This window comes from Thermotoga profunda AZM34c06 (genome assembly GCF_000828675.1).
Lineage (GTDB): Bacteria > Thermotogota > Thermotogae > Thermotogales > DSM-5069 > Pseudothermotoga_B > Pseudothermotoga_B profunda.
The window spans coordinates 1,944,115-1,964,867 of sequence record NZ_AP014510.1 but is presented as its reverse complement, the minus strand read 5'-3'; the positions used below and the strand labels follow the sequence as shown (position 1 = coordinate 1,964,867).

At 38.2% G+C, this 20,753-nt stretch carries 21 protein-coding genes; 13 read left to right on the top strand and 8 right to left on the bottom strand.

The features are described 5' to 3' along the window. The first annotated feature begins 515 nt into the window (after positions 1–515). Positions 516–1,775: a metal-dependent hydrolase family protein gene (locus TSP02S_RS09570; protein ID WP_041083647.1), complete on the top strand. Its 1,260-nt coding sequence runs from the start codon at positions 516–518 to the stop codon at positions 1,773–1,775. On the opposite strand, the gene TSP02S_RS09565 is transcribed toward TSP02S_RS09570, so the two are convergent. Genes TSP02S_RS09565 through TSP02S_RS09545 form a run of 5 tightly spaced genes read right to left on the bottom strand, consistent with a single transcriptional unit; the run spans position 1,772 to position 7,642 of the window. Next, positions 1,772–2,407, bottom strand: coding sequence for a HEAT repeat domain-containing protein (locus TSP02S_RS09565; RefSeq protein ID WP_041083646.1), 636 nt, complete (start codon positions 2,405–2,407; stop codon positions 1,772–1,774). The two genes, TSP02S_RS09570 and TSP02S_RS09565, sit on opposite strands and share 4 nt — an antisense overlap. Further along, complete coding sequence (locus TSP02S_RS09560; RefSeq protein ID WP_041083645.1) at positions 2,398–4,953, bottom strand: AAA family ATPase; 2,556 nt, start codon at positions 4,951–4,953, stop codon at positions 2,398–2,400. The genes TSP02S_RS09565 and TSP02S_RS09560 overlap by 10 nt, the downstream gene beginning before the upstream one ends. After that, on the bottom strand, positions 4,928–6,046 hold the full coding sequence (locus TSP02S_RS09555; protein ID WP_041083644.1) for a metallophosphoesterase family protein: 1,119 nt from the start codon (positions 6,044–6,046) through the stop codon (positions 4,928–4,930). Before TSP02S_RS09555 ends, TSP02S_RS09560 begins: the two co-directional genes overlap by 26 nt. After that, the gene (gene panB / locus TSP02S_RS09550) at positions 6,043–6,840 is read right to left on the bottom strand and encodes a 3-methyl-2-oxobutanoate hydroxymethyltransferase (protein ID WP_041083643.1); all 798 of its coding nucleotides are present in this window, start codon (positions 6,838–6,840) and stop codon (positions 6,043–6,045) included. Before panB ends, TSP02S_RS09555 begins: the two co-directional genes overlap by 4 nt. A gap of 4 nt (positions 6,841–6,844) precedes the next feature. After that, complete coding sequence (locus TSP02S_RS09545; RefSeq protein ID WP_041083642.1) at positions 6,845–7,642, bottom strand: Rossmann-like and DUF2520 domain-containing protein; 798 nt, start codon at positions 7,640–7,642, stop codon at positions 6,845–6,847. Between the two features lie 76 nt (positions 7,643–7,718). On the opposite strand from TSP02S_RS09545, the gene TSP02S_RS09540 reads away from it, so the two are divergent. The 6 genes from TSP02S_RS09540 (at position 7,719) to TSP02S_RS09515 (ending at position 12,398) form a co-directional block, all read left to right on the top strand. Continuing rightward, entirely contained in the window at positions 7,719–8,621 is a 903-nt protein-coding gene (locus TSP02S_RS09540) for a TIGR00269 family protein (protein ID WP_041083641.1), read from the top strand. Next, positions 8,596–9,690 (top strand): FtsW/RodA/SpoVE family cell cycle protein, encoded by a 1,095-nt coding sequence (locus TSP02S_RS09535; RefSeq protein ID WP_052465429.1) that lies wholly within the window; start codon positions 8,596–8,598, stop codon positions 9,688–9,690. The genes TSP02S_RS09540 and TSP02S_RS09535 overlap by 26 nt, the downstream gene beginning before the upstream one ends. Continuing rightward, positions 9,684–10,307, top strand: coding sequence for a hypothetical protein (locus TSP02S_RS09530; protein WP_082026015.1), 624 nt, complete (start codon positions 9,684–9,686; stop codon positions 10,305–10,307). The genes TSP02S_RS09535 and TSP02S_RS09530 overlap by 7 nt, the downstream gene beginning before the upstream one ends. 258 nt (positions 10,308–10,565) lie before the next feature. Next, positions 10,566–11,615 (top strand): ROK family transcriptional regulator, encoded by a 1,050-nt coding sequence (locus TSP02S_RS09525; protein WP_041083640.1) that lies wholly within the window; start codon positions 10,566–10,568, stop codon positions 11,613–11,615. Positions 11,616–11,617: 2 nt separating this feature from the next. Next, positions 11,618–12,172 (top strand): glycoside hydrolase family 3 N-terminal domain-containing protein, encoded by a 555-nt coding sequence (locus TSP02S_RS09520; protein WP_052465427.1) that lies wholly within the window; start codon positions 11,618–11,620, stop codon positions 12,170–12,172. Next, positions 12,144–12,398 (top strand): hypothetical protein, encoded by a 255-nt coding sequence (locus tag TSP02S_RS09515; protein WP_041083639.1) that lies wholly within the window; start codon positions 12,144–12,146, stop codon positions 12,396–12,398. The genes TSP02S_RS09520 and TSP02S_RS09515 overlap by 29 nt, the downstream gene beginning before the upstream one ends. Before the next feature lie 167 nt (positions 12,399–12,565). On the opposite strand, the gene TSP02S_RS09510 is transcribed toward TSP02S_RS09515, so the two are convergent. After that, the gene (locus tag TSP02S_RS09510; RefSeq protein ID WP_041083638.1) at positions 12,566–13,252 is read right to left on the bottom strand and encodes an MjaI family restriction endonuclease; all 687 of its coding nucleotides are present in this window, start codon (positions 13,250–13,252) and stop codon (positions 12,566–12,568) included. 3 nt (positions 13,253–13,255) lie between these two features. Further along, positions 13,256–14,539: a DNA methyltransferase gene (locus TSP02S_RS09505; protein WP_232503701.1), complete on the bottom strand. Its 1,284-nt coding sequence runs from the start codon at positions 14,537–14,539 to the stop codon at positions 13,256–13,258. Between the two features lie 451 nt (positions 14,540–14,990). On the opposite strand from TSP02S_RS09505, the gene TSP02S_RS09500 reads away from it, so the two are divergent. From TSP02S_RS09500 to TSP02S_RS09475, 6 genes are all read left to right on the top strand, one after another. Continuing rightward, positions 14,991–15,158 (top strand): hypothetical protein, encoded by a 168-nt coding sequence (locus tag TSP02S_RS09500; RefSeq protein WP_171816339.1) that lies wholly within the window; start codon positions 14,991–14,993, stop codon positions 15,156–15,158. Between the two features lie 76 nt (positions 15,159–15,234). Then, complete coding sequence (locus TSP02S_RS11075; RefSeq protein ID WP_052465426.1) at positions 15,235–16,197, top strand: cytochrome b5-like heme/steroid binding domain-containing protein; 963 nt, start codon at positions 15,235–15,237, stop codon at positions 16,195–16,197. A gap of 62 nt (positions 16,198–16,259) precedes the next feature. Then, a complete protein-coding gene (locus TSP02S_RS09490) occupies positions 16,260–16,556 on the top strand; it encodes a hypothetical protein (RefSeq protein ID WP_232503700.1) in 297 nt (98 codons plus the stop codon). Positions 16,557–16,786: 230 nt separating this feature from the next. Continuing rightward, positions 16,787–17,626, top strand: coding sequence for a sulfide/dihydroorotate dehydrogenase-like FAD/NAD-binding protein (locus TSP02S_RS09485; protein ID WP_041083636.1), 840 nt, complete (start codon positions 16,787–16,789; stop codon positions 17,624–17,626). 23 nt (positions 17,627–17,649) lie between these two features. Then, on the top strand, positions 17,650–19,032 hold the full coding sequence (gene gltA / locus TSP02S_RS09480; protein ID WP_041084383.1) for an NADPH-dependent glutamate synthase: 1,383 nt from the start codon (positions 17,650–17,652) through the stop codon (positions 19,030–19,032). 8 nt (positions 19,033–19,040) lie between these two features. Continuing rightward, positions 19,041–19,454: a molybdopterin-binding domain-containing protein gene (locus tag TSP02S_RS09475; RefSeq protein ID WP_232503699.1), complete on the top strand. Its 414-nt coding sequence runs from the start codon at positions 19,041–19,043 to the stop codon at positions 19,452–19,454. Positions 19,455–19,470: 16 nt separating this feature from the next. Here the strand turns inward: TSP02S_RS09475 and TSP02S_RS09470 are convergent, their stop codons facing one another. Continuing rightward, positions 19,471–20,628 (bottom strand): amidohydrolase, encoded by a 1,158-nt coding sequence (locus TSP02S_RS09470; protein WP_041083634.1) that lies wholly within the window; start codon positions 20,626–20,628, stop codon positions 19,471–19,473. Positions 20,629–20,753 lie beyond the last annotated feature (125 nt).

Here is a 20,753-nt window from a genome sequence, read left to right as displayed (position 1 = left end):
CTCCTGTGGGGGAATAATCATATTTTTATCCAAGAACATCTTGAAAAAGATCTAAAGATGGCATATTTGTTTGATCTTTTGCATATAGTTTTTTAAACGAGTATTTTCATAAAATCATTTGATTGGAAAACAAAAAACATCTGTCTTTTTCATATTCAGTTTTATCAATCCAAGCAAAGATGACCCAAAAGATTAGACCCATGGCAATATACGAAGGGGTATTTTCCCAGGATCCTGGTTGGCGCCTTCCATTATATAGTATACGATTTTTTGTTTGTAACAATTTCTTGTTTTTGCTTTTCTGATGACACTTTGGTGTAGAAAACTCAATGTACTTTGCTATTCATCGCTATAACAGAACTTTGTTGAGTATAACTTCAAGTCACTTTTGTCTTATTCACTAAAACTGGGTTTTTGTTATGAGAGAGTTTTATTTTTGGACAGCTTTTGGTTATTGACAATTGATAGCATTTGTTCTATGATACATGAAACAAACTCAAGATGGGGGTGTTTGAATGTCTAATCTCATCGCTCTGACTAATGCAAAGATCTTAGACGGCACAGGGGAAAAACCATTTGATGGAACGGTATTGATTCAAGGCAAATCCATTCAAGAAGTTGGTCCAAAAGGCTCTGTAAATATTCCCAAGGATGCTGAAGTTTTCGATCTGAGTGGAAAATATCTTCTGCCTGGTTTGATCGATGCTCATTTACATCTCACTGGTTTCAGATCAGGGGATACGGTGAAGGAATCTTTGCTGGTACCATACGAAGTTCTTGTTGCAAGGGTTGTCAAAGATCTTGAGGCATTACTAAAAGCTGGTTTTACAACCATAGGAGATGCGGGAGGGGCAATCGCAGTTGGTATAAAGAAGGCAGTTGAGGAGGGAACGATACTTGGACCAAGGATATCGGCAGCAGGTTACACACTTTCCCAAACCTTCGGTCACGGCGATGAACATTATCTACCAATCGATTATGTTGATCCAAGAGAGTCAAAATTTAAAACATCTCTGGGCTCATTAATCTGTGACGGTGTCGAAGAGTGTCAAAAAGCAGCACGTTACGCACTCAGGTGTGGGGCTGATTTCATAAAAGTTTCAGCAACAGGTGGTGTTTTGTCTGAAAGGGACAGACCTGAATATACACAGTTTACTATAGAAGAACTGAGGGCAATCGTTCAAGAGGCTCAACATGCCAAGAGATTTGTTCATGCACATGCACAAGGGACTGAGGGGATCAAAAACGCACTTTTGGCAGGTGTTAAGGTGATTGCTCATGCAATTTTCATAGATGAAGAATGTTGTAGATTAGCCAAAGAAAAAGACGCCATAGTAGTACCAACGCTTTCAATCGTCGAACACATTATGGTTTACGGCCAAGCGATTGGTATACCAGAATGGGGTCTGAAAAAATGTGAACAAGTCTACGAAGCACATGTGGAAAACATAAAATTGGCGTATAAACATGGAGTGAAACTCGCAACTGGTACCGATTTTCTCGGTGGTGCAAAAGCTTTTAAGCATGGTGATAATGCATTGGAAATGATTCTTTTGGTGGAAAAGGTTGGCATGACTCCGATCGAAGCGATAGTCGCAGCAACCAAAAATGCTGCCGAAGCTGTCGGATTGTCTAATATAACAGGAACGATTGAACCAGGAAAATTGGCAGACCTAATCGTTGTAAAAGAAGATCCATTAGAGAATATAAGAGTACTTGCTGATAAGAACAATATCATGATGATCTTCAAAGAAGGTGTTTTGATAAAAGATTAATTTTCAAGATATTTTTGAACATCTTCTATTAGTTGATTTTCCGCGATTTTGTTCAGATAATCCCACAATTTTTGATCTTTTATCGTTATCATAGCGAGTGCTTTTATGATGAACGGCTTCACCTCAGAGTGAAGCCGTTCGTCTTTATATGCTTTCACAAGAGAATCAACGGCTTTAGGATTGGCAATATGTGCTAAAACCATAACTGCTTGTTCTGCAAGTTCATCTCTGTATTCATCTTCTAACAGAAAATAACTCACAATGTCTATGATTTTCTCTCCGTCACCGAGTTTTGCAAGAGCTTCGTAAATAACAAGTTGTGCACTTTCTTGATCGTATCTATTGAGGAGTTGGTATAGATCTTTTTTGATACTCATTTCCTGCAAATCTGAAAGGATATCCACCAAATACAGAATAAGAATGTCGTTCTTGGTTTGTTCGTGGATTTTTTGCTTGAATTTATCGATCAATATTGGTATTGCTTGATCACCAAATCTTTGAATGGTTTGTAAAACGATTTCTCTGACTTCCTCATTTTCGTCTGTTAAGAGCTCTAAAAGTTTTGGTATTGCCTGAGTGCCTTTCTCGTTCACAATCCTGTCTATAAGAGATCGATATTGCTCTAAATCCATTTGACTACACCACCCTTTTCAACTATGAGTTTCCTGTCAAAATACTCGGCAAATTGTGGATCATGCGTGACAAAGCCAATCACTTTATTCAGCTTTTCCATTTGCTTCAGAGCGCTTGCTATGCGTGATTTATTCTCTTCATCTAAGGCAGAAAATCCTTCATCTATAAAAAAGAGTTCCATTTGTCCAGTAGCTGTTTCGGCGATTGCAATTGCTAACGCAAGTGAAACTATTGTCTTTTCACCACCAGAAAGACCATCAGCACTTCTATCAGTATTCCCGTCTACGATCGAAAACCCCATTTCATTGATCTTTATCTTGAATCTTCCATCGGTCAGAGTATCCAGCATGTTGTTTGTTCTCGCTATTATTTCATCAAGGACCATGTTAGTGACAAACGATTGAAATTCTCTGGCTGATAAAGTATCTTTTACTGAACTTGCAATTTGATATTCTCTATGAATCGTTTCAAATTCCTTTTGCAAATTCTCTTTTTGTTCTTCGATATTTTTCAACTCTTCCAGCAAGTGTTCGATTATCGCCTTTTGTCTGATGTATTCATCTCTGTGTTTTTTGATGGCTTCAAGTTCATTTATCAATTTCCTGTAATTATTCTCACACACCTCATATTCGAGTGAGACAGAATTCTTGAGTTTGTCGAGTTCTTCATGATTTTTTTCAATCTGTAGTTCGATTCTTTGAAGCATCTCAAGGTTACTGCGACTGGGCAGTTCTTTCTTACTGTAAATTTCGAATTCCTTGAACGTCAACCCAGTTTTACCCAATTTCTCTGAGAATATTTTTTCGCTTTCGTGTAGTTCAATTTGTAGTTTTTCAATTTGTGAAGAAAGAGATTGAAGATCTTTACTTAATTCATCAATTCTCTTATTCAATTGTTCTTTTGACTCTGCCAGTTTTGAAATACTCGATTGAACCTGACCTTTCTTCCCGAGTAGGTATTCGATTTCTTTTGAAAATTCATTTATCTTTTGCTTGATAGAACTATCATAACCCATGATCTGAAGTTCGTTCTCAATTTTGCCTATTTTATCTACACAATCATCGAGATCTTTACTGATCTGATTCATCCTCTCATTTGTACTATCTCTTTCTTGGGATAGAGATTTGATCTCAAAGATCAATCGTTCGATTTGTCTTTGCTCTTCTTCAATTGATTGTTTAAGTTCGTGATATCTCTGTACATCGGCTTTTTGTCGTGTAACCGTGATTTTGTGAAAAACGTTTCCACATACAGGACACGTGTCACCATCTTGCAGATTTTGTGCTATTTCTTGGGACATCCATATAACGGTTTGTTGCTTTATTTCGTCAAATTCTTTTTGCAGAAGTTGAAGTGAATTAGTGATTCCCATCAGAGCACTTTGTTTCTCAGATATTTGCTTTTCAATCTTGGAAATATTACTTTTTAAATTTAATTTCTCTTTTTCCAGGAATGACTTCATAGTTTTTAATTGATTCAAATTGTTCAAAAAAGGCTCGCTCTGTAAATCGATTTTTTGAAGCTTTTCTCTTTCGGTGTTAAGTTTATTTATATTCTGTTCGATCTCGCTTCTATTCCTTTCGAGGTTTTCCAAGTCCCGTTTGGCTTTTAGAATATCATTTTCATATTTTTTAATCTGTTCCTGTATACTATTTTGCTGTTTTTGCGATAACTCGAATTTTTCACGAATAGCCGAAAGAATTTGATAATCTCCTCCAATAGATTTTGCAAGGTTTATCTTTCTTTCTTCCTCAGCTTCAAAGATCAACCTATTTTTCTCATATACCAAGTCTTTTAGGTTTTTTTCAATCTGTCTTATTTGCTGCCAGAAAATTCTCTCTTGTTCAATTGATTTCAATTTCTGCTCTGTAGATTCAATTTGTTCTTGAAGATCTTTCAATTTTCTGTTACACAAATCTATTTTTTCTGGATTTGCCGTGCCAAGAATTTGTTCAGATCTTATTCTCAGATCACCAAGACGAGCTTGCATCTTTTCGTGCTCCATCTGAAGGTTTTTAACGATTTCACTGACCTTTTCCTGTACAGATCTGAGAATTTTCTTGGGAAAGAGCACATCAAATACTATGTCGTTGATCTCAGATCTTTTTGCTGTGAGTAAATATGTTGCCCTTCCTTGAGGCAGGAAAAAGGTACTTATGAAACTCTCGTATGTTGTATCCAAAATCCTTTGGAGTTCCCTATCCACGTGAGTTCTCTGTGTGGCTATTATTGCGTCATTTTCCGTGAGCAAAGCCTCAGTGCCCGACGATCTTATTCGCCTGAATACTTCGTATTTCTTTCCGTTTTTCAAAAAAGAGAGTTTTACTTGGCAGGTGGAAGTCGATGAGCGCATATAATCTTGAGGACTTTTTTTTCCATACCTGATACCTGTTCCATACAGCGCAAAGACAATTGCTTCGAGCAAGGAAGACTTCCCAGCACCATTCTGCCCAAGAATCAAAAACACACCTTCCTTGAAATCCACTTTACACTTTTCTATCCCAAGAAAATTGCTCACTTCAAGACTGAGTGGTCTGATCCTCACCAACCTCCTTGAACAATTTCTCGACCAATCTCACCATGGACTCTTCCAATTCACCAAATCTTCCCTTTACATAATTACGATATAGATCTATCACATCGATTTTCTGACGAGTTGCAAAGGAAAGATCTTTTTCTTTTATATCTGTTCTGAACTCAACCTTTGTTACACATTCGAAATTTTCCATCAGATACTTCCTAACTTCATTTGAAGCAAGATTCTCAAATATCACCCTTGCATATCCATCGAAATCTCTCAATTGCTTTGCCAAGATTTCCAGTGATGATTCTGAATAATCAGGCATCCTGAAGGTCTTGAGCCTTTTGTAAGGTGTACTGACATGACGAATGTGAGCTTTGTGCCGATCGAACTCGACTATAAAGGCACCCTTTATGTCATGTTCCTCGCCAAAATCAAGCGTAATTGGTGAGCCCGCATAACATGTAATTGGAGATTGTTGAACTATTGAATTGTTATGTATATGTCCAAGAGCAACATAATCTAATCCGGTTGGGATAACCGATTTTTTAATCTGTACACCCAGGGCGATTTCCTTATCTGATTCAATCAGGCCTTCGATCAATAAATGCCCAGCCAATATATTTATCTTCTTTTCATCTATCTGATTGCGTACCTTTACCAAAAAATCATTCAAGTATTCTCCAACTAAGGCTGTCGAATCTTCCGTTGTACCGAGCAATCTCTGTGGATCTGTATAGGGTAGAAAAAAGATTTTGAAATGTTCTGTGGTTATCTGTTCTGGATAATCGACAATTGTCAGATTTCTTATAGGTAGATTCTTCCAAGCTTTAAGACCTTGCCAATCGTGATTGCCAAGCACAAGAAATGTGTGTGCGATCTCTGAAAATTTTGCAAGAATATCACTGAGTACATTAAGGGCTTCTATTTTCGGCGATACTCTACTGTGCAAAACATCTCCTGTTATCAATACCAGTTCAACTTTTTCCTGTTCTGCAATCTGCACAAGATGTAGCAAAGCCTTTTTGGTCTCATCTAATCTGTCGACTGATTTAGAACCAGTCCAAGATTCCAAACCAAGGTGCCAGTCTGAAGTATGAAGAATCTTCAAGATCATCCACCAACCTTGAAAACGTTATCTTCTGATGGAAAAGCACGATTTCGAACATCAAAAGCATATCTTTGGACTGCTTCTAAAGATTCTTGGTAGAGGTTTGCATATCTTTTGGCAAATTTTGGAAGAAAAGATGGATTCAAACCGAGTAAATCGTGAAGTACCAGAATTTGTCCATCGCAATATCTACCAGACCCAATACCGATTGTCGGTATTGAAAGGCTTTCAGTGATCATTTTGGCTGTTTCTTCCACGACCATTTCGAGAACTATTGAAAAAACTCCCGCTTTTTCAATGGCTTTTGCTTCTTCAAGAAGATATTTGGCACTCTTTTCATCTTTGCCTTGTACTTTGTATCCACCGAAGACGTTTACAGATTGTGGTGTCAAGCCAAGATGTCCCATTACTGGTATACCTGCTTTCACAAGTCTTTCTATTAAAGGGACATAGAATGAACCTCCTTCAAGTTTTATTGCATTTGCACCTGCTTCCTTTAGAAATCTTCCTGCGTTCCTAACGGCTTCATCCATCGAACATTGATAAGACAAAAATGGCATATCTGCTATTATAAACGCCTCTGGGGCACCCCTCCTTACGGCTTGGGTGTGGCGAATCATATCTTCCATCGTTGCTGGCAGGGTGTCAGAATAACCAAGAACATTGTTCGCAACTGAATCACCAACCAAGATGGCATCAACACCTGCTTGATGGACTATATTTGCAAATGGTGCATCATAGGCAGTGATCATTACAATCGGTTGTTTGCCTTTCATAGATACGAGTTTTTGAACATTCATCTTCTCACCTCTCTTTAATCTCTTTCAACACTTCTATCATTAACATATATAGATCTTTGTACTTTGGAAAACAATTTTCGAAAAGCTTTCCTTCGTTTTCAACGACATCCCAGTCACCTCTGGCAACTGGTCCTGTTAATGAAGATTCAACACCAAGAGTTGAGATATTCTTTGAGGTACTCATCATTAAAGATGGTATGATCTTTTCAAAACCATTTATACCATATAGATCGTATAACTTCTTGGCAAGATAAGCAAGTCCAACATTGAAATTCGATGCCAACACGGCAGCTAAATGGTAAGCCACCTTTGCTTGTGGGGTTATCTCTACCCAATAATTGGATATCTGTTGAACTATCTTTCTTGCAAGATCAAGTCCTTTTTCATTTCCCTCGATTCCAAAACAACACTTTTCAATCAGTTTGAAAGCGATTTTTTCGTCGGCAAATGAAAGATTTGGGTGGATCGATCCTCTTCCCCATCCACGTTCATCGGCATCTTCAAAGATATCTGAAGATAAGAAACCACTGAAATGGTAGATGTTTACATCTGCACTCAATTTTTCCTTCAGGTTTGAATAAACCGAACTTATCACACTGTCTGGTACAGATATGAAAACAATGTCTCTCAAGAGAAAATCTTCATCATAACTGATCGGGTTTCCCTGACCGATTTTTCTCACAAATGCCGAAGCTCTTTCTCTTGAACGTGAAATGACATAACCTATCGAGAAATCTTTTTTTGCGAGTACCTTGCACATGACTAAACTAACCTTACTGGTTCCCACGACATTGATAAACATGATCCTCTCACCGTAATTAATTAAACCACACGATGATAGAATTATTTTATGAGAAAGACTCATAGGAGGTTGGCCAATGAAATGTAAAAAATGTTCTGACGTTGCAATAATACATCTTCGACAGCACAATGCATCCTACTGCAGCAAACATTTTGTTGATTATTTTGAAAGACGTGTTGAGAATACGATAAATGAATACTCGATGTTTGGGAAAAATAGCAGGGTACTCGTAGCAGTTTCGGGCGGTAAGGACAGCATGACCTTGTGGTATGTTTTGACCAAACTCGGATACAAAGCCGATGGTTTGATCATCGATGTTGGTACCACGAATATTCAATTGGATTCGCTCTCAGAATTTGCAAAGAAAATGGGTTCGCAATTGAAGTTTGTGGACATAAAGGAATTTTTTGAAGGCCTAACTGTGCCTCAAATTGCACGCTTACTCAAAAGACCAACTTGCTCAATCTGTGGAAGTGTCAGAAGGTATTTAATGAACAAGATAGCACTTGAGAATGGATATGATGTTTTAGTGACAGGTCACAATCTTGATGATGAGGTATCTTTTTTGTTGGGGAATCTTTTGAGCTGGAATACAGGATATCTACAAAGACAGGCTCCTTTCATGCCAAAAACTCATCAAAAGCTTGTGGCGAAAGCAAAACCATTGGTTTGGCTGACAGAAAAGGAGATATACACATATGCTCTTTTGAACAACATACCCTTCCAGGATGAGAAATGCCCCTTCTCTAAGGATGCAAGTTCCTTGAGATACAAAAGTGTTCTCAATAATCTTGAAGTCAGTCAACCCGGGACAAAACTCAGGTTCTATAAACAATTTCAAAGATCACAGTTATTCAAAAATGATAACGTTGAACTCAAAGAATGCTGTTTATGTGGTTATCCAACAACTTCGGAGAAGTGTAGTTTTTGCAGGATGAGAGAGAGGGTAAAGGATGCCTTGGGAAAACAGAAGGATTGACATTTTCATACCCATAATAGTGGCTCTCCTAATGATAATAGGTCTTTTTGCGATATACAGTGCCACCAGAGATTATGGAATTATGTTTGTGAGAAAGCAGATACTTTGGGATATACTGGGTCTGGCTGCATTATTTTTGACGATGTTACTCAGAGAAAGGGATTTACACAGACTCTCTTGGGTTTTATACGTACTCTGTATCTTCAGTCTTGTGCTTGTTCTTCTCTTTGGTACAGTTTCCGGAGGTGCTCGGCGTTGGTTCGATTTGAGAATTGGTTATTTTCAGCCATCAGAGCTCGCGAAGATGTGTGTAATTCTTGTTACTGCAACACTGTTGGTGAATGCTTCAACAAAACATATGTTTTTTTCACTATTGACTACTGGTACACTTGCTTTACTTGTGGCGATTGAACCAGATCTTGGTACGGCGATCTTGATCACCATGTTGTGGTTTGTTATTGTCTTTTGTTCACGGATTCCGTTGAAAATTATACTCATAATCTTGATTTTTTTTATCGCGCTGATGCCTTTATTGTATTTCTTTGGGCTTAAAGATTATCAGAGAGAAAGGATCATCTCATTTCTATCTCCATCGATGTACAAGCAGAGTAGTGCTTACAACGTCACTCAATCACTCCACACGATTGGTTCTGGTGGTTTATTGGGAAGAGGTTATTTAAAAGGCCTTTCGACGAACTGGGGATATGTGCCAAAAAATCACACAGATTTCATAGTATCAGTCATAGGAGAAGAATTTGGTTTCTTGGGTATCGGTATCTGTGTCGTTCTCTATGCTCTACTGACTTTTAGAATAGCCAACGCGATAAGACTCGCAAAGAATGAATTTTGGCAGCTCGTAAATGTTGGTATCATGGCGATGTTTGTTTTACAAGTTTTTGTAAACATGGGCATGGCAATGGGATTGACACCGGTGACTGGTGTTCCATTACCTTTCGTGAGTTATGGTGGTTCTTCGACACTATTCTTTTGCGTACAACTTGGGGTTGTTGAAAAATCTTACGCGGTGGGTAGAGCCGGTAAGGAGATGGAAGGAGGTCAATTGTGGTAAGGAAAAAAAGTGAATTTTTAGTGAGCTTTCTCGTTTTTTTGTTCATAATTGCTTTGATCAGTGGCCTTGCTCTATCTACATTTTCATTTTTTTATTATGTCAAACAAAGAAAAAACCAAGAAGCGATGGTTGGAAGCTTGAACAAGAAGATAAGTGAATTGAGTGAAAGAATATCGAGACTTGAAACTTCCATGGGTCCTAATTCGGTGATTGACAAATATATTTCTGCTGCAAATTTTCTTTCCAACACATCTACAGATCTGGAAAGGATTATTGAAGAATTGTATGATGATCCAACAACAGGATACATAAGAATCTTTGTGATGGGTCAGGAAAATGTCTGGGTTACTTTTAGAAAGGGAGATGCGGTTTATTTTTCAAGAGAATTGAAACCTGGATTAGCACCATACAAATTTTATTACTTCAAGGGCCCTTCTATTCAAACGCAGTATGCTGTTCAAATACCAAGAGATTGTACAGTCATTCTTGGAAAACCCATGGTGTGTTTCCTGGTCTATGGAGTTGGAACAAAACAACACCCAACAAAGATAATCACTTGGAAGGATTCAAAGGTGAACAACTTGGAGTCAGACTTTTCCTTGTATATACCAAAATAATGATTTTGAATCTCGGAAAAACCGCTTGAAACCTACATCAAGCATATGAAGAAGTAAAAAGATAGTTTTCGTATCATTCATACTTTTTCACCAAATGATGAGAAATTACGAGCAATAATAAGAAAAGATAAGAAATTCGATGATAAAAAGGATATATCGCATTCTTTGGGTTGATATGGCCATTGATGTTCTTTGACTTTGTGGTTTTGATTTGGTAAGTTAGTTGCAGGATGCAATCAACCAAATGGAGGTGTAATTTTGATCAACTCAATTCAGCATAAAATACTCAAGTCCCTCAGTATGAAGCCTTCTACTGCGCAGAATATTGGAACCGAACTCGGTGTGGATGAGTCAACAATTTCAAGAAATCTTAGATTTCTCCTAAATTGTGGAATTATCCTTGTCAAGGACTATTTACCCGCAAGTAGTTCAGGTGGTAGAAAGTCGCGATTGTTATCACTGAATCCAGAGTGGTTGAAAATAGTTGGTCTGTCTGTAGAACAGGGAGAAATTTGCACAGTTCAGGTTGATTTTGTTGCCAATCGATATTCGACTCAGAAAAAAACTGTAAATATCAATTCTGATAATTTTGAAAAAATACTCTGCGAAATAATAAACACGAACAAGGATTCAAATGCCATTTCCATTGCAGTACCTGGAATTATAAATTCATCGAAAGGACGAATAATCTTCTCTCAGGCACTGTGCCTTAAAGACTTTTCCGTTAATAGCATCACAGGAATGCCATTCATGATCTTGAACGATGCAAATGCTGCAGCTGCATGTTATTTGAATGATGCGAGGAATGTTGTGTATTTTCTCTTTGCGATACCATATGATCTTTCAAAACCAGTCGGTCTCGGTGCAGGAATAGTGATCAATGGATCTTTGTACGAAGGAAGTAACAGTTCTGCAGGTGAACTCGGCGAAGGCGTACCGTTGACCAGTTTACGTGGACTAACTATTGAAGACTTAGAAAAAAACAGAGAGGTGCTTTTGAGAGATCAGAGAAGTCTTGACGAGTTTAAACAACATATATCTTTCAAAATAGCTACCGCAGTGAATCTCGTTGATCCAGAACTCTTTATTCTTGGTGGAGATTTCTACCTACTTGACGACACGATTATTCGGGACATTATCAACAAGGTCGAAGAACAGGTCACTTTGAGGAAAATCAAAAAGATCAACTGGAAACTTGATACAAATGGCTCAAAGACAGTTGCGTTTGGTTCTGTAATAGCCTTTCTTAAAAAATTTTTTGATGATCTTGATTTTGCCAATTTTGTTATACAAAACAGAGGGTGTTGACGATGAAAAATTTTGAAAGATTATTCTTTTGTGGTGTATCAAACCTTGAAGAGTACCAGTATTTAGTCAACAAAGATGTTGGTGGCATACTTTTGTATCCAAAGATCTTCGAAGATCAATCTGAGTTTTTTGAGATGATCTATAAGATTAAAGGACGAAATATTCTGCTATCGACAGACCACGAAGGTGGGCAAATCGAAGTAATTCCATTTGTTCCACCATCTCCCGGCAATCTTTTGTTTGGTAGAGTTGAGCCATCTTATGTGCAGAATTATTGTGCCATGGCTGGAAAATTCATGAAAGATCTTGGAATGAACATGGTCTTCGCACCGGTTTTGGACTTGTTGTTTTCCAAAACAAATCCAGTGATTGGCTACAGAAGTTATGGAAATGATCCTGAAATAGTGGCACAAATGGGAAAAGCAGCGATTCATGGATACAAAATAGCTGGTTTGTACTCCTGCGCAAAACACTTTCCTGGTCATGGCAGAAGTTGTCAAGATAGCCACGAGGATTTGAGCGTGATCGATGTACTTTGTCTCTTTCAGAAAACTTGAGATAGGTTATGGTTCAAAGTTTGATTTGGAAGTCTACGTGTTCATGGTTAAGGTCAGCTATAATCAAAAAACTTTCAAAAAGGTGCTTATGGAAATCTTCGACGATAACTTCACAACAAGTCCAAATAATATCACAAAGATAGGGAAGAAATTACAAGAGAATCATCTTGGAAACTTGGATATTGTCATTTCAACTGTTGTGATTATGGTTATGGTGCCGGATTAACACCGTTCTTGAAGATGTACACGCTTGATAAGGGTTTCGTACCTCCCGTAATACATGCAGGCAGTCTAAGGTATCATAGTGCTTTGTCTATAAAAAATCATTGCGTGAAAGGTTGATAGAAGCTGACAGCTTTCCTCATACGAGGACCGGTTACATGCCAGCGTTTATTATTCCTTCGAAATTCTAATATTTTTCTTCAACCTGTTGATTTCGTTTTTTATTTCTTCAATAATCTCTTTATTGTAGATTTCTTTCTTGCCATTCTCCACGCTGCATGAAAAAACAACAAATACTTTTCCTCCAAATCTTTCTTCGAACTTTCTGTGACTTTCTGCCAACCATTCTTTCCATCTATATAATTCAGGAGTTTGGTTATAAGTTATTGGTTTCACCTGAATTCCTATGTATTTTTTGTTAACATTGATAAAAAAATCAACGTTGTAAAGTCTGTCCCATTCATCGGGAGCTGGCTCTATTTTGACTTCCAATACTTTTTGTAGCTTCCCGTATATAGTTTTGATCTCAGTTTGGTAACCCATAAATGTTCTTTCTATAACAAGATTCCGAATATATTCAATGCAATCTTCTTCGGTTACTTCATCGATTTCTGATTGAATTACCTCTGATATTTTCACAAAAAGCTTTTTTCCAAGATCTTGAAGGTATTGTTCAGGAGTTAATTTGATTCCCTTGTTTTGAAGGAATTCCGAAAGTTTTCCAAAGTAGAATTTCTCCCAATCCTCAGTATTTTTTGGATTACAGGTTCGTATCCACTCAGATAATGGTCCAACGGAGTCTTTTTTGTTTAACCCCCATCTGTTGGTTGCCATATTCAGTATCCATTCTCTTGCCATAGACTATCCTTCTCTCAAAGTTTGTGCACTTACCTGTAATTTTTCAAAAGTCATCTTGTATTTGTATTCCTTTGAAGAGTCTGCAATTGCCAGACCAGATCGAATGAGGTAAGCGTTTATAAAGATCCTATTTTTTAGATAAACGTAAGCTTCGATAGTTTTCTCGCTTCTAATTCCGTTGTTGTCAAATTTGAGAAACACTTCCTTTCTCAAAACATACTCTTTTAAATACCTAATTGTCTCTTCCTTTTTCGTTACCTTAACACCTAAAAACATCACAACCAAGCCTGTATCTAACTTTATAGTGTTTTCTCCAAGGATCTCTGTAACCCTGTATAACCTATCGCCAGCAAATTTAAATTTGGCTGGATCGATTTGTGGTTTGCTGTCTTTTATTCTTGGTATATAGTACACACTATCAACTGTAACTTGATTTTCCCTTTTAATTACTTCCACCGTCTTTCTTTTGAACAAATCATCATTGACATTGATTTTTCTCAGTATAAAATCCAAGAAGTTCTCATTTATTTCATAGCCAATTGAATTTCTTTCTAAATCTAAAGCGGCCTTCGCAGTTGTTCCGCTTCCCAAAAATGGATCAAGGACAGTATCACCTACAAATGTGTACATTTTAATTAATCTCTTAGGCAATTCTTCAGGAAACATAGCTTCGTGGTCTATCTGCTTTACCCCACCAAAATACCAATGTCCGTAAAAATACTCTTTCCATTCTTCTTCTGATAGCTTGGATTCTTCCTTTATCTCTTTAGAAGGTTTAGAGTATTCCCCGGGTTTCTTAAAGATTAATATGAACTCGTAATCTATTTCAACCATTCCGTTTGGTGGATAAGGATATGAGCCCATAATATTTGCCCCACCAGTTGTATTCATAGTCGTTTTTTTCTGCCATATTACTGCCCCCATATAATCGAAACCAATATCTTCACACTGAGCTATAACCTCTGCATGCAGCGGGATTACCTTGTACCTTCCATAAACTACGGAGCGTGCAAATTGGTCGCCAATGTTAATACACAGTCTTCTCCCGGGTTTAAGAACCCTGTAACATTCTTTCCATACTCTGTATAAATCTATCAGATATTCGTGCAAAGACTGTCCATATCCTATCTGACCTGGAATTCCGTAGTCCTTGATGTGCCAATACGGAGGTGATGTTACAATAAAATCTATGCTTTCTGTGCCGACTTCTATCATTTTTCTGCTATCGCCTATGATTATTGTTGATCTATTTATATTCCTGTTGTGTGAAAAATCTGAATTATTCATGACTGGGCTTATTAATACCTCCTCTAAGTTGACACCACTCAAACTTGAAGTTCTTCTCTTTCATTACAACTTTATTGTAACACACTATGGAAAATTTCTTGATCATTCCGATTATTTGAACCATAGATTCGGAAGCAATGCGCTAAAAAGCTTCTTCTACGTGGTAGGATAATCGAAACTTCTGGGCATTTTGATGGTACTATTTGAAATTTACCAGTTTTTCTGTCCTCAAAAGATATGGTACTTGGGGTGGGCAAGCCTTATTAATTAATTATTCGTTCCATAGAACTTTGGCTACTGGTCCCAGATAGGATCTTTCCGTTAAAGAAAATCATTGTCCTTTAACATTATAATGACAATAATGGCAGGAAGTCTCCATACTCTGTAGATGGAGATGAATTGCCTGTTGACAAAATTAAGTTGTAGTTCACTATTGACAACTTCTCGTGAGATGAGAACTGTACAAATAGGCTTGGCACTGTATCAAAAATTGAATGTTTTCACTTGGCCAACTTTGATGGCTGCTTCAACGGTTGCTGGTATTCCTATAATCGTTGTTTTCCTGATCTTCGAGAAGAAGATCATCTCAGGTATCCTTGAGGGTGCAATAAAGAGTTGAGTATAGTCCATCCTTTGTTGAAATAACTACAATTTTTCACACTTTATGCTACAATAAGAAACAAGGAGGTATCTGAATGAATAAGATTGCGCTTATCGCCCTTGTTCTTCCTGCTTTGTTGGTTATTGCTCAGGTAGATCTACGTACTTTTGATGTGACAAAATTCAATGGCAATATAACACTTGTAAGCCTTCAGAGATTTCTCCAAACCGATGAGTATGTTTCGATTGAAGGCAATGTATTTAGGATCAATGCAAACAAGAAATTTTTGACAAAATCTGAAATCAAACCAGAACTTTTAACTGAGGACAGATTTGTGGGTATTTTGGCACTGACAATTGATGATCTAATCGCCTATGATGGTAAAAAACAACCCGCTTTGGTTGCAGTAAGGGGTGTAGTCTATGATGTTTCTAACTCTGCACGCTGGAAAAGTGGCGTTCATCAGAATAGACACAATGCGGGTGCAGAATTGACTTACGATATTCTTAAATTGTCGCCTCATGGTGCGAAGTTACTCGAACGAGTTACACCGTTTGCGATTCTTGTATTCACTCCTGATCAATTAGCGAAATTCGATGGGAAGAACAAAAACAAGGCTTATGTCTCTGCCTTTGGTGTTGTTTATGATATGACTCAGTCAAAAACCTTGAAGGATGGTTCACATTATGGCTATCCTGCTGGCAGTGAACTTACTTTTGAAATAAGACAACAACCAGGTCATGAAGCCATGCTGTCGAGAATTTATCCAATAGGTCTTTTGGTTTTTGATGAGAAAGATCTTGCTAAATTCGATGGAAAATCAATTCGTGCAACGAGTAGGATTGAAACGTACAAAGCCTTCATCATGGTCGGGAATATCGTTTATGATGTTACAAATATTAATTGGCAAAAAAGCTTGGGAGTAGATTCAGATGCACTGGCAGGAAAAGATTACACTTCTCAATTTGAATGTGAATTAGAAGGATCTTGCTCACATGATCATGTCAGTACTGATGTGCTCAAAGAATTTGTTAAAGTGGGTTTTAGTATCCTATGATGTACAAAATTTTTGCATGGATAAGCGTTGTACTGCTTTTTTATAATTTTTCACTTTTTCCAATGCGCAGAATTTTCAAGAATTTCAGAACAATGAGAAAGTTTTTACAATACGGGTCAAAGATACACAGATTTACGGGTTTTACTTTAGTGGCAACTGGTATCCTGCATGGTTATTTGGCACTCGGCAGAATAACATTCCACACGGGATTTATTCTCTGGCTTGGGATAGTGTTACTTTTTGTGTATTATCTTCTGAGAAAGTTCTTAAAGAAACGATGGATGATCTTTCACAGATACACGGACTTTGTAGTCATAGTACTTTTCTTTATCCACTTTTTTGTTCCATGGCTTTTTTGATATAGTGGAAAAGCATCACGATTGAATAAGTCAGCTGTGAACGCTGACTTTTCTTTATGAAAAAGGAAAAGAGGAGCCCGTCTTGTGCAGGCTCCTCAGGCAGCTTGGTTCCATCCAAGGGGGGATAGGGGGGTCGCTGTCCAATAAAAATATTAACCCTAAAGTTGTTACATGTCAATGTCTATAATTAAATAGACAGGGACAGAGAAGTTTAGAGGAGGTGAAAGATTTTGGAAAACAGGATTATAAGAAAATCAAAACTCGCACCCCAGGTATATGATTTTGTTGTAGAGAATCACCAAATATCCAGTAAGGCAAGGGCAGGACAATTTGTTGTAGTGAGAACCACTGAGAAAGGTGAACGGATACCTTTGACGATAGCTGATATCTATGAAGACAGCTTTCGCATGGTTGTGAGAGCAGTTGGAAAGACCACATACGAGTTGTGTATGAAAAATGAGAACGATTTTTTGGCAGATGTTATAGGACCTTTGGGTAATCCAAGCGAGATAGAACATTTTGGAAATGTTATGTTGGTTGGTGGTGGAGTTGGTATAGCAACGTTACTGCCAATCGCAAAGGAGCTCAAGAAACACAACAACAAGTTGTTTGTCGTACTGGGAGGGCGTAGTAAAGAATATGTGATAATGCTCGAAGAATTTGAAAAATTCGCTGACGAATTGATTGTCACAACAGATGATGGTTCAATGGGTTTGAAAGGTGTTGTCACAGATGGTATGGATTTAGTCATGAGCAAAGCGAGAATAGATATCGCTTGGGCCGTCGGACCGACTATCATGATGAAGTTCTGTAGTCTCAAAGCCAAGGAAATTGGATTGAAGATTTGGGTGTCTTTGAACCCAATCATGGTAGATGGAACGGGTATGTGTGGTGCTTGCAGAGTTACAGTGGATGGCCAGATGAAATTTGCATGCGTTGATGGCCCGGAATTCGATGGAACAAAGGTTGATTGGGATGAATTGCTCATGAGATTGACTCAATATCGAGAGGAAGAAGAGTTGAGTTTGAAAAAATTCAAAGAAAGTGTGGGTGATCTTTCGTGGCTGTAAGACCACCAGCGAGAAAAACACCAATGCCAGAGCAGGAACCCCATGAGAGAATTAAGAATTTCTCTGAAGTTGCACTTGGTTACTCTGAAGAACAAGCAGTTCTCGAGGCAAGAAGATGCTTACAATGTCCAGCACATCCATGTGTGAGTGGTTGTCCAGTGGGTATAGATATACCGGGTTTCATAAGAAAAATCAAAGAAGGAAACTTTGAAGAATCTGCAAAGATTCTCAAAAAATACAACAATCTTCCTGCGATATGTGGGAGAGTTTGCCCACAGGAGGTTCAATGTGAGGAAAAATGTGTTGTCGGTAAAATACCTGGTTCAGAGCCAGTTGCAATTGGTAGACTTGAACGATTTGTGGCAGACTGGGAAGCAGCCAATATTAAAGATTTAAAAGTGGATCCACAACCTCCGAGAGAAAAGAAGATCGCAGTAATCGGCTCTGGCCCAGCCGGACTAACTGTTGCGGCAGATCTTGCAAAGATGGGATATTCAGTTGATATTTTTGAAACCTTACACAAACCTGGTGGGGTATTGGTTTATGGTATACCAGAGTTTAGATTGCCAAAATCAATAGTTGAAAGAGAAGTCAGGTATATTGAATCATTATCGGTGAAAATTCATTTGAACACACCTGTTGGTAAGGCAATACCAGTTGAAGAGCTTTTGGACAAATATGATGCAATCTTTATAGGTGTTGGTGCAGGTACACCAAAGTTTATGAAAATACCAGGTACAAATCTCAATGGAGTTTATTCTGCCAATGAATTTTTGACCAGGGTTAATCTCATGAAGGCATATCTATTCCCAGAGTACGATACACCTGTGAAAAAAGGGAAAAATGTTGTGATAGTTGGTGGTGGAAATGTTGCAATGGATGCGGCAAGGAGTGCCTTGAGATTGGGAGCAAAGGATGTAGTAGTTGTCTACAGAAGAACGGAACAAGAAATGCCTGCTCGAAGAGAGGAATATCTCCATGCTGTTGAAGAGGGTATAAAATTCAAATGGTTGACTCAACCACTCAGATACATAGGAGATGAGAAAGGTAGAGTAACTGGAGTTGAGTGCATAAGTATGGAACTTGGTGAGCCAGACGAATCTGGAAGGAGAAGACCTATTCCGATCGAAGATAGTAGATTTATAATAGAAACCGATATGGTTGTGGAGGCTATAGGTACAGATGCAAATAGATTTTTGCTGAGTCAGTTCAAAGGCTTGACACTCAACAAATATGGTTATGTAATTGCCGATAGTGAAACTGGTGCAACCAGCCTTAGGAAAGTTTTTGCCGGTGGAGATATAGTAACGGGAGCAGCAACCGTTATTGAAGCGATGGGCGCAGGTAAGAGGGCAGCTTATTGGATAGATAAATTTCTCTCGGGTGAATATGATCCTTGGAGATGATTTTGGATATGAATTTCACTTGTCTGATTGTTGATGGAGATGATTCATTCGTTGAAAAATTGGAAAAGACACTGGTTCTTTTACCAGTACAGGTGAAGATCAAAAGAGTACCACAAGATGTTGATCAAATAGCAGAGTTAATCTTTGAGGAGGCGGAAAGATCGGTTGATCTCTTACTCATCTTGGGTGGTGTGGATGTAAGAAGTGCGGCAGTTTCCAGTACGGCGGTGAAAAGAATCTGTGATGAAAGAGTTTATACACTTGAAACTTATTTGTGTGAATTACTCGCACAACACAAAGAATGTATATTGACATCTCCGACTGCTGGAATGAGGAAAAAAACATTAATTGTATCACTACCCCAACATGAAGCAATCCTAAAAGTATTACATTTAATATTTGAGGCACTAAAAGGCGGTTGATACCGCCTTTTAGTCTTTATCGAGAGTATATCAATTCACCTTCGATGAATACTTTTTCAACGATGGCTTTCATATCAAATGGATGTCCAGACCACACGACAAGATCGGCATCTTTTCCTGGTTCGATTGATCCTATCCTGTCAGATAAACCCAGAATTTTGGCGGGGTTTATCGTGAGCATTTTGAGGAGATCCTCTTCTTTCATTCCATATCTCATGGCTGTTGCAGCCTGAACGGTTGCATACTCAAGTGGTATAACAGGGTGATCACACATAAGAGCAGTCAATACGCCCTTTTCAGTGAGAATCTTCAAGGCTTCCATTGTCATATCTCTCAATTCGAGTTTTGTCGCAAAAGTTAGTAATGGTCCGGCGACAACGGGTACATTTTTTGCTGCCAAGATATCTGCCACTTTATATCCCTCTGTACAATGTTCTATAACAAATTTGATATTAAATTCTTCTGCTATCCTTATGGCTGTGAGTATATCATCTGCTCTGTGTGCATGCATTCTCGCAACCAATTCACCTTTCAGCAATTTTTCCCCCACCTCGTACTTAGGATCTGTATCGGTGAATTCTTTATTCTCTTTTTTAGCGAGCTCTTTCTTTTTCATGTAGTCACGCGATTTGAGTAAGAAAGTCCTTATAACTGCTGCAGTACCCATTCTTGTGTTTGGAAGAACTTTCTTTTCAGAATAAACGCGCTTTGGATTTTCACCAAAGGCCATCTTCACACCAACGGGATTCATGACACACATTTGGGTTGCTGTTTTTCCGCTGAATTTGGCGACAAATCCCTGTCCCCCAACGGGATTTGCACTACCCATGACTACGAATGCAGTTGTCACACCGCCAGAGAGAGCCTTTTTTATTGCGGAATCATCAGGATAAAAGGCGTCGAGCGCATACAAATGTGCCGTAACTGGATCTGTCATCTCATTTCCTTCACTTTCAGTTGATCCAAGTCCTTCAGGGTAAAGGCCGATATGAGAATGTGCATCGATGAAGCCTGGGAAGAGATACTTGTTGGTTAGATCGATGGTTTCAACACCTTTGCTCGATCTGATTTGATCACCGACCTGTTTGATCTTTCCGTTCTCAACCAGTACATCTCCTTTGAATGGCTTTTTTGTGATTGGAAAAACCGTGGCATTCTTAAAAAGAATCTTCATCAAATCACCTCCATATGTTAGCAATACGTACTTTAAGTTTATCATACGAGATCTAATTTCTGGTCGAAATAATTTCTACTCAACATACTGACTATCAAAAGAGTATTGTGAATTTTCATCATCTA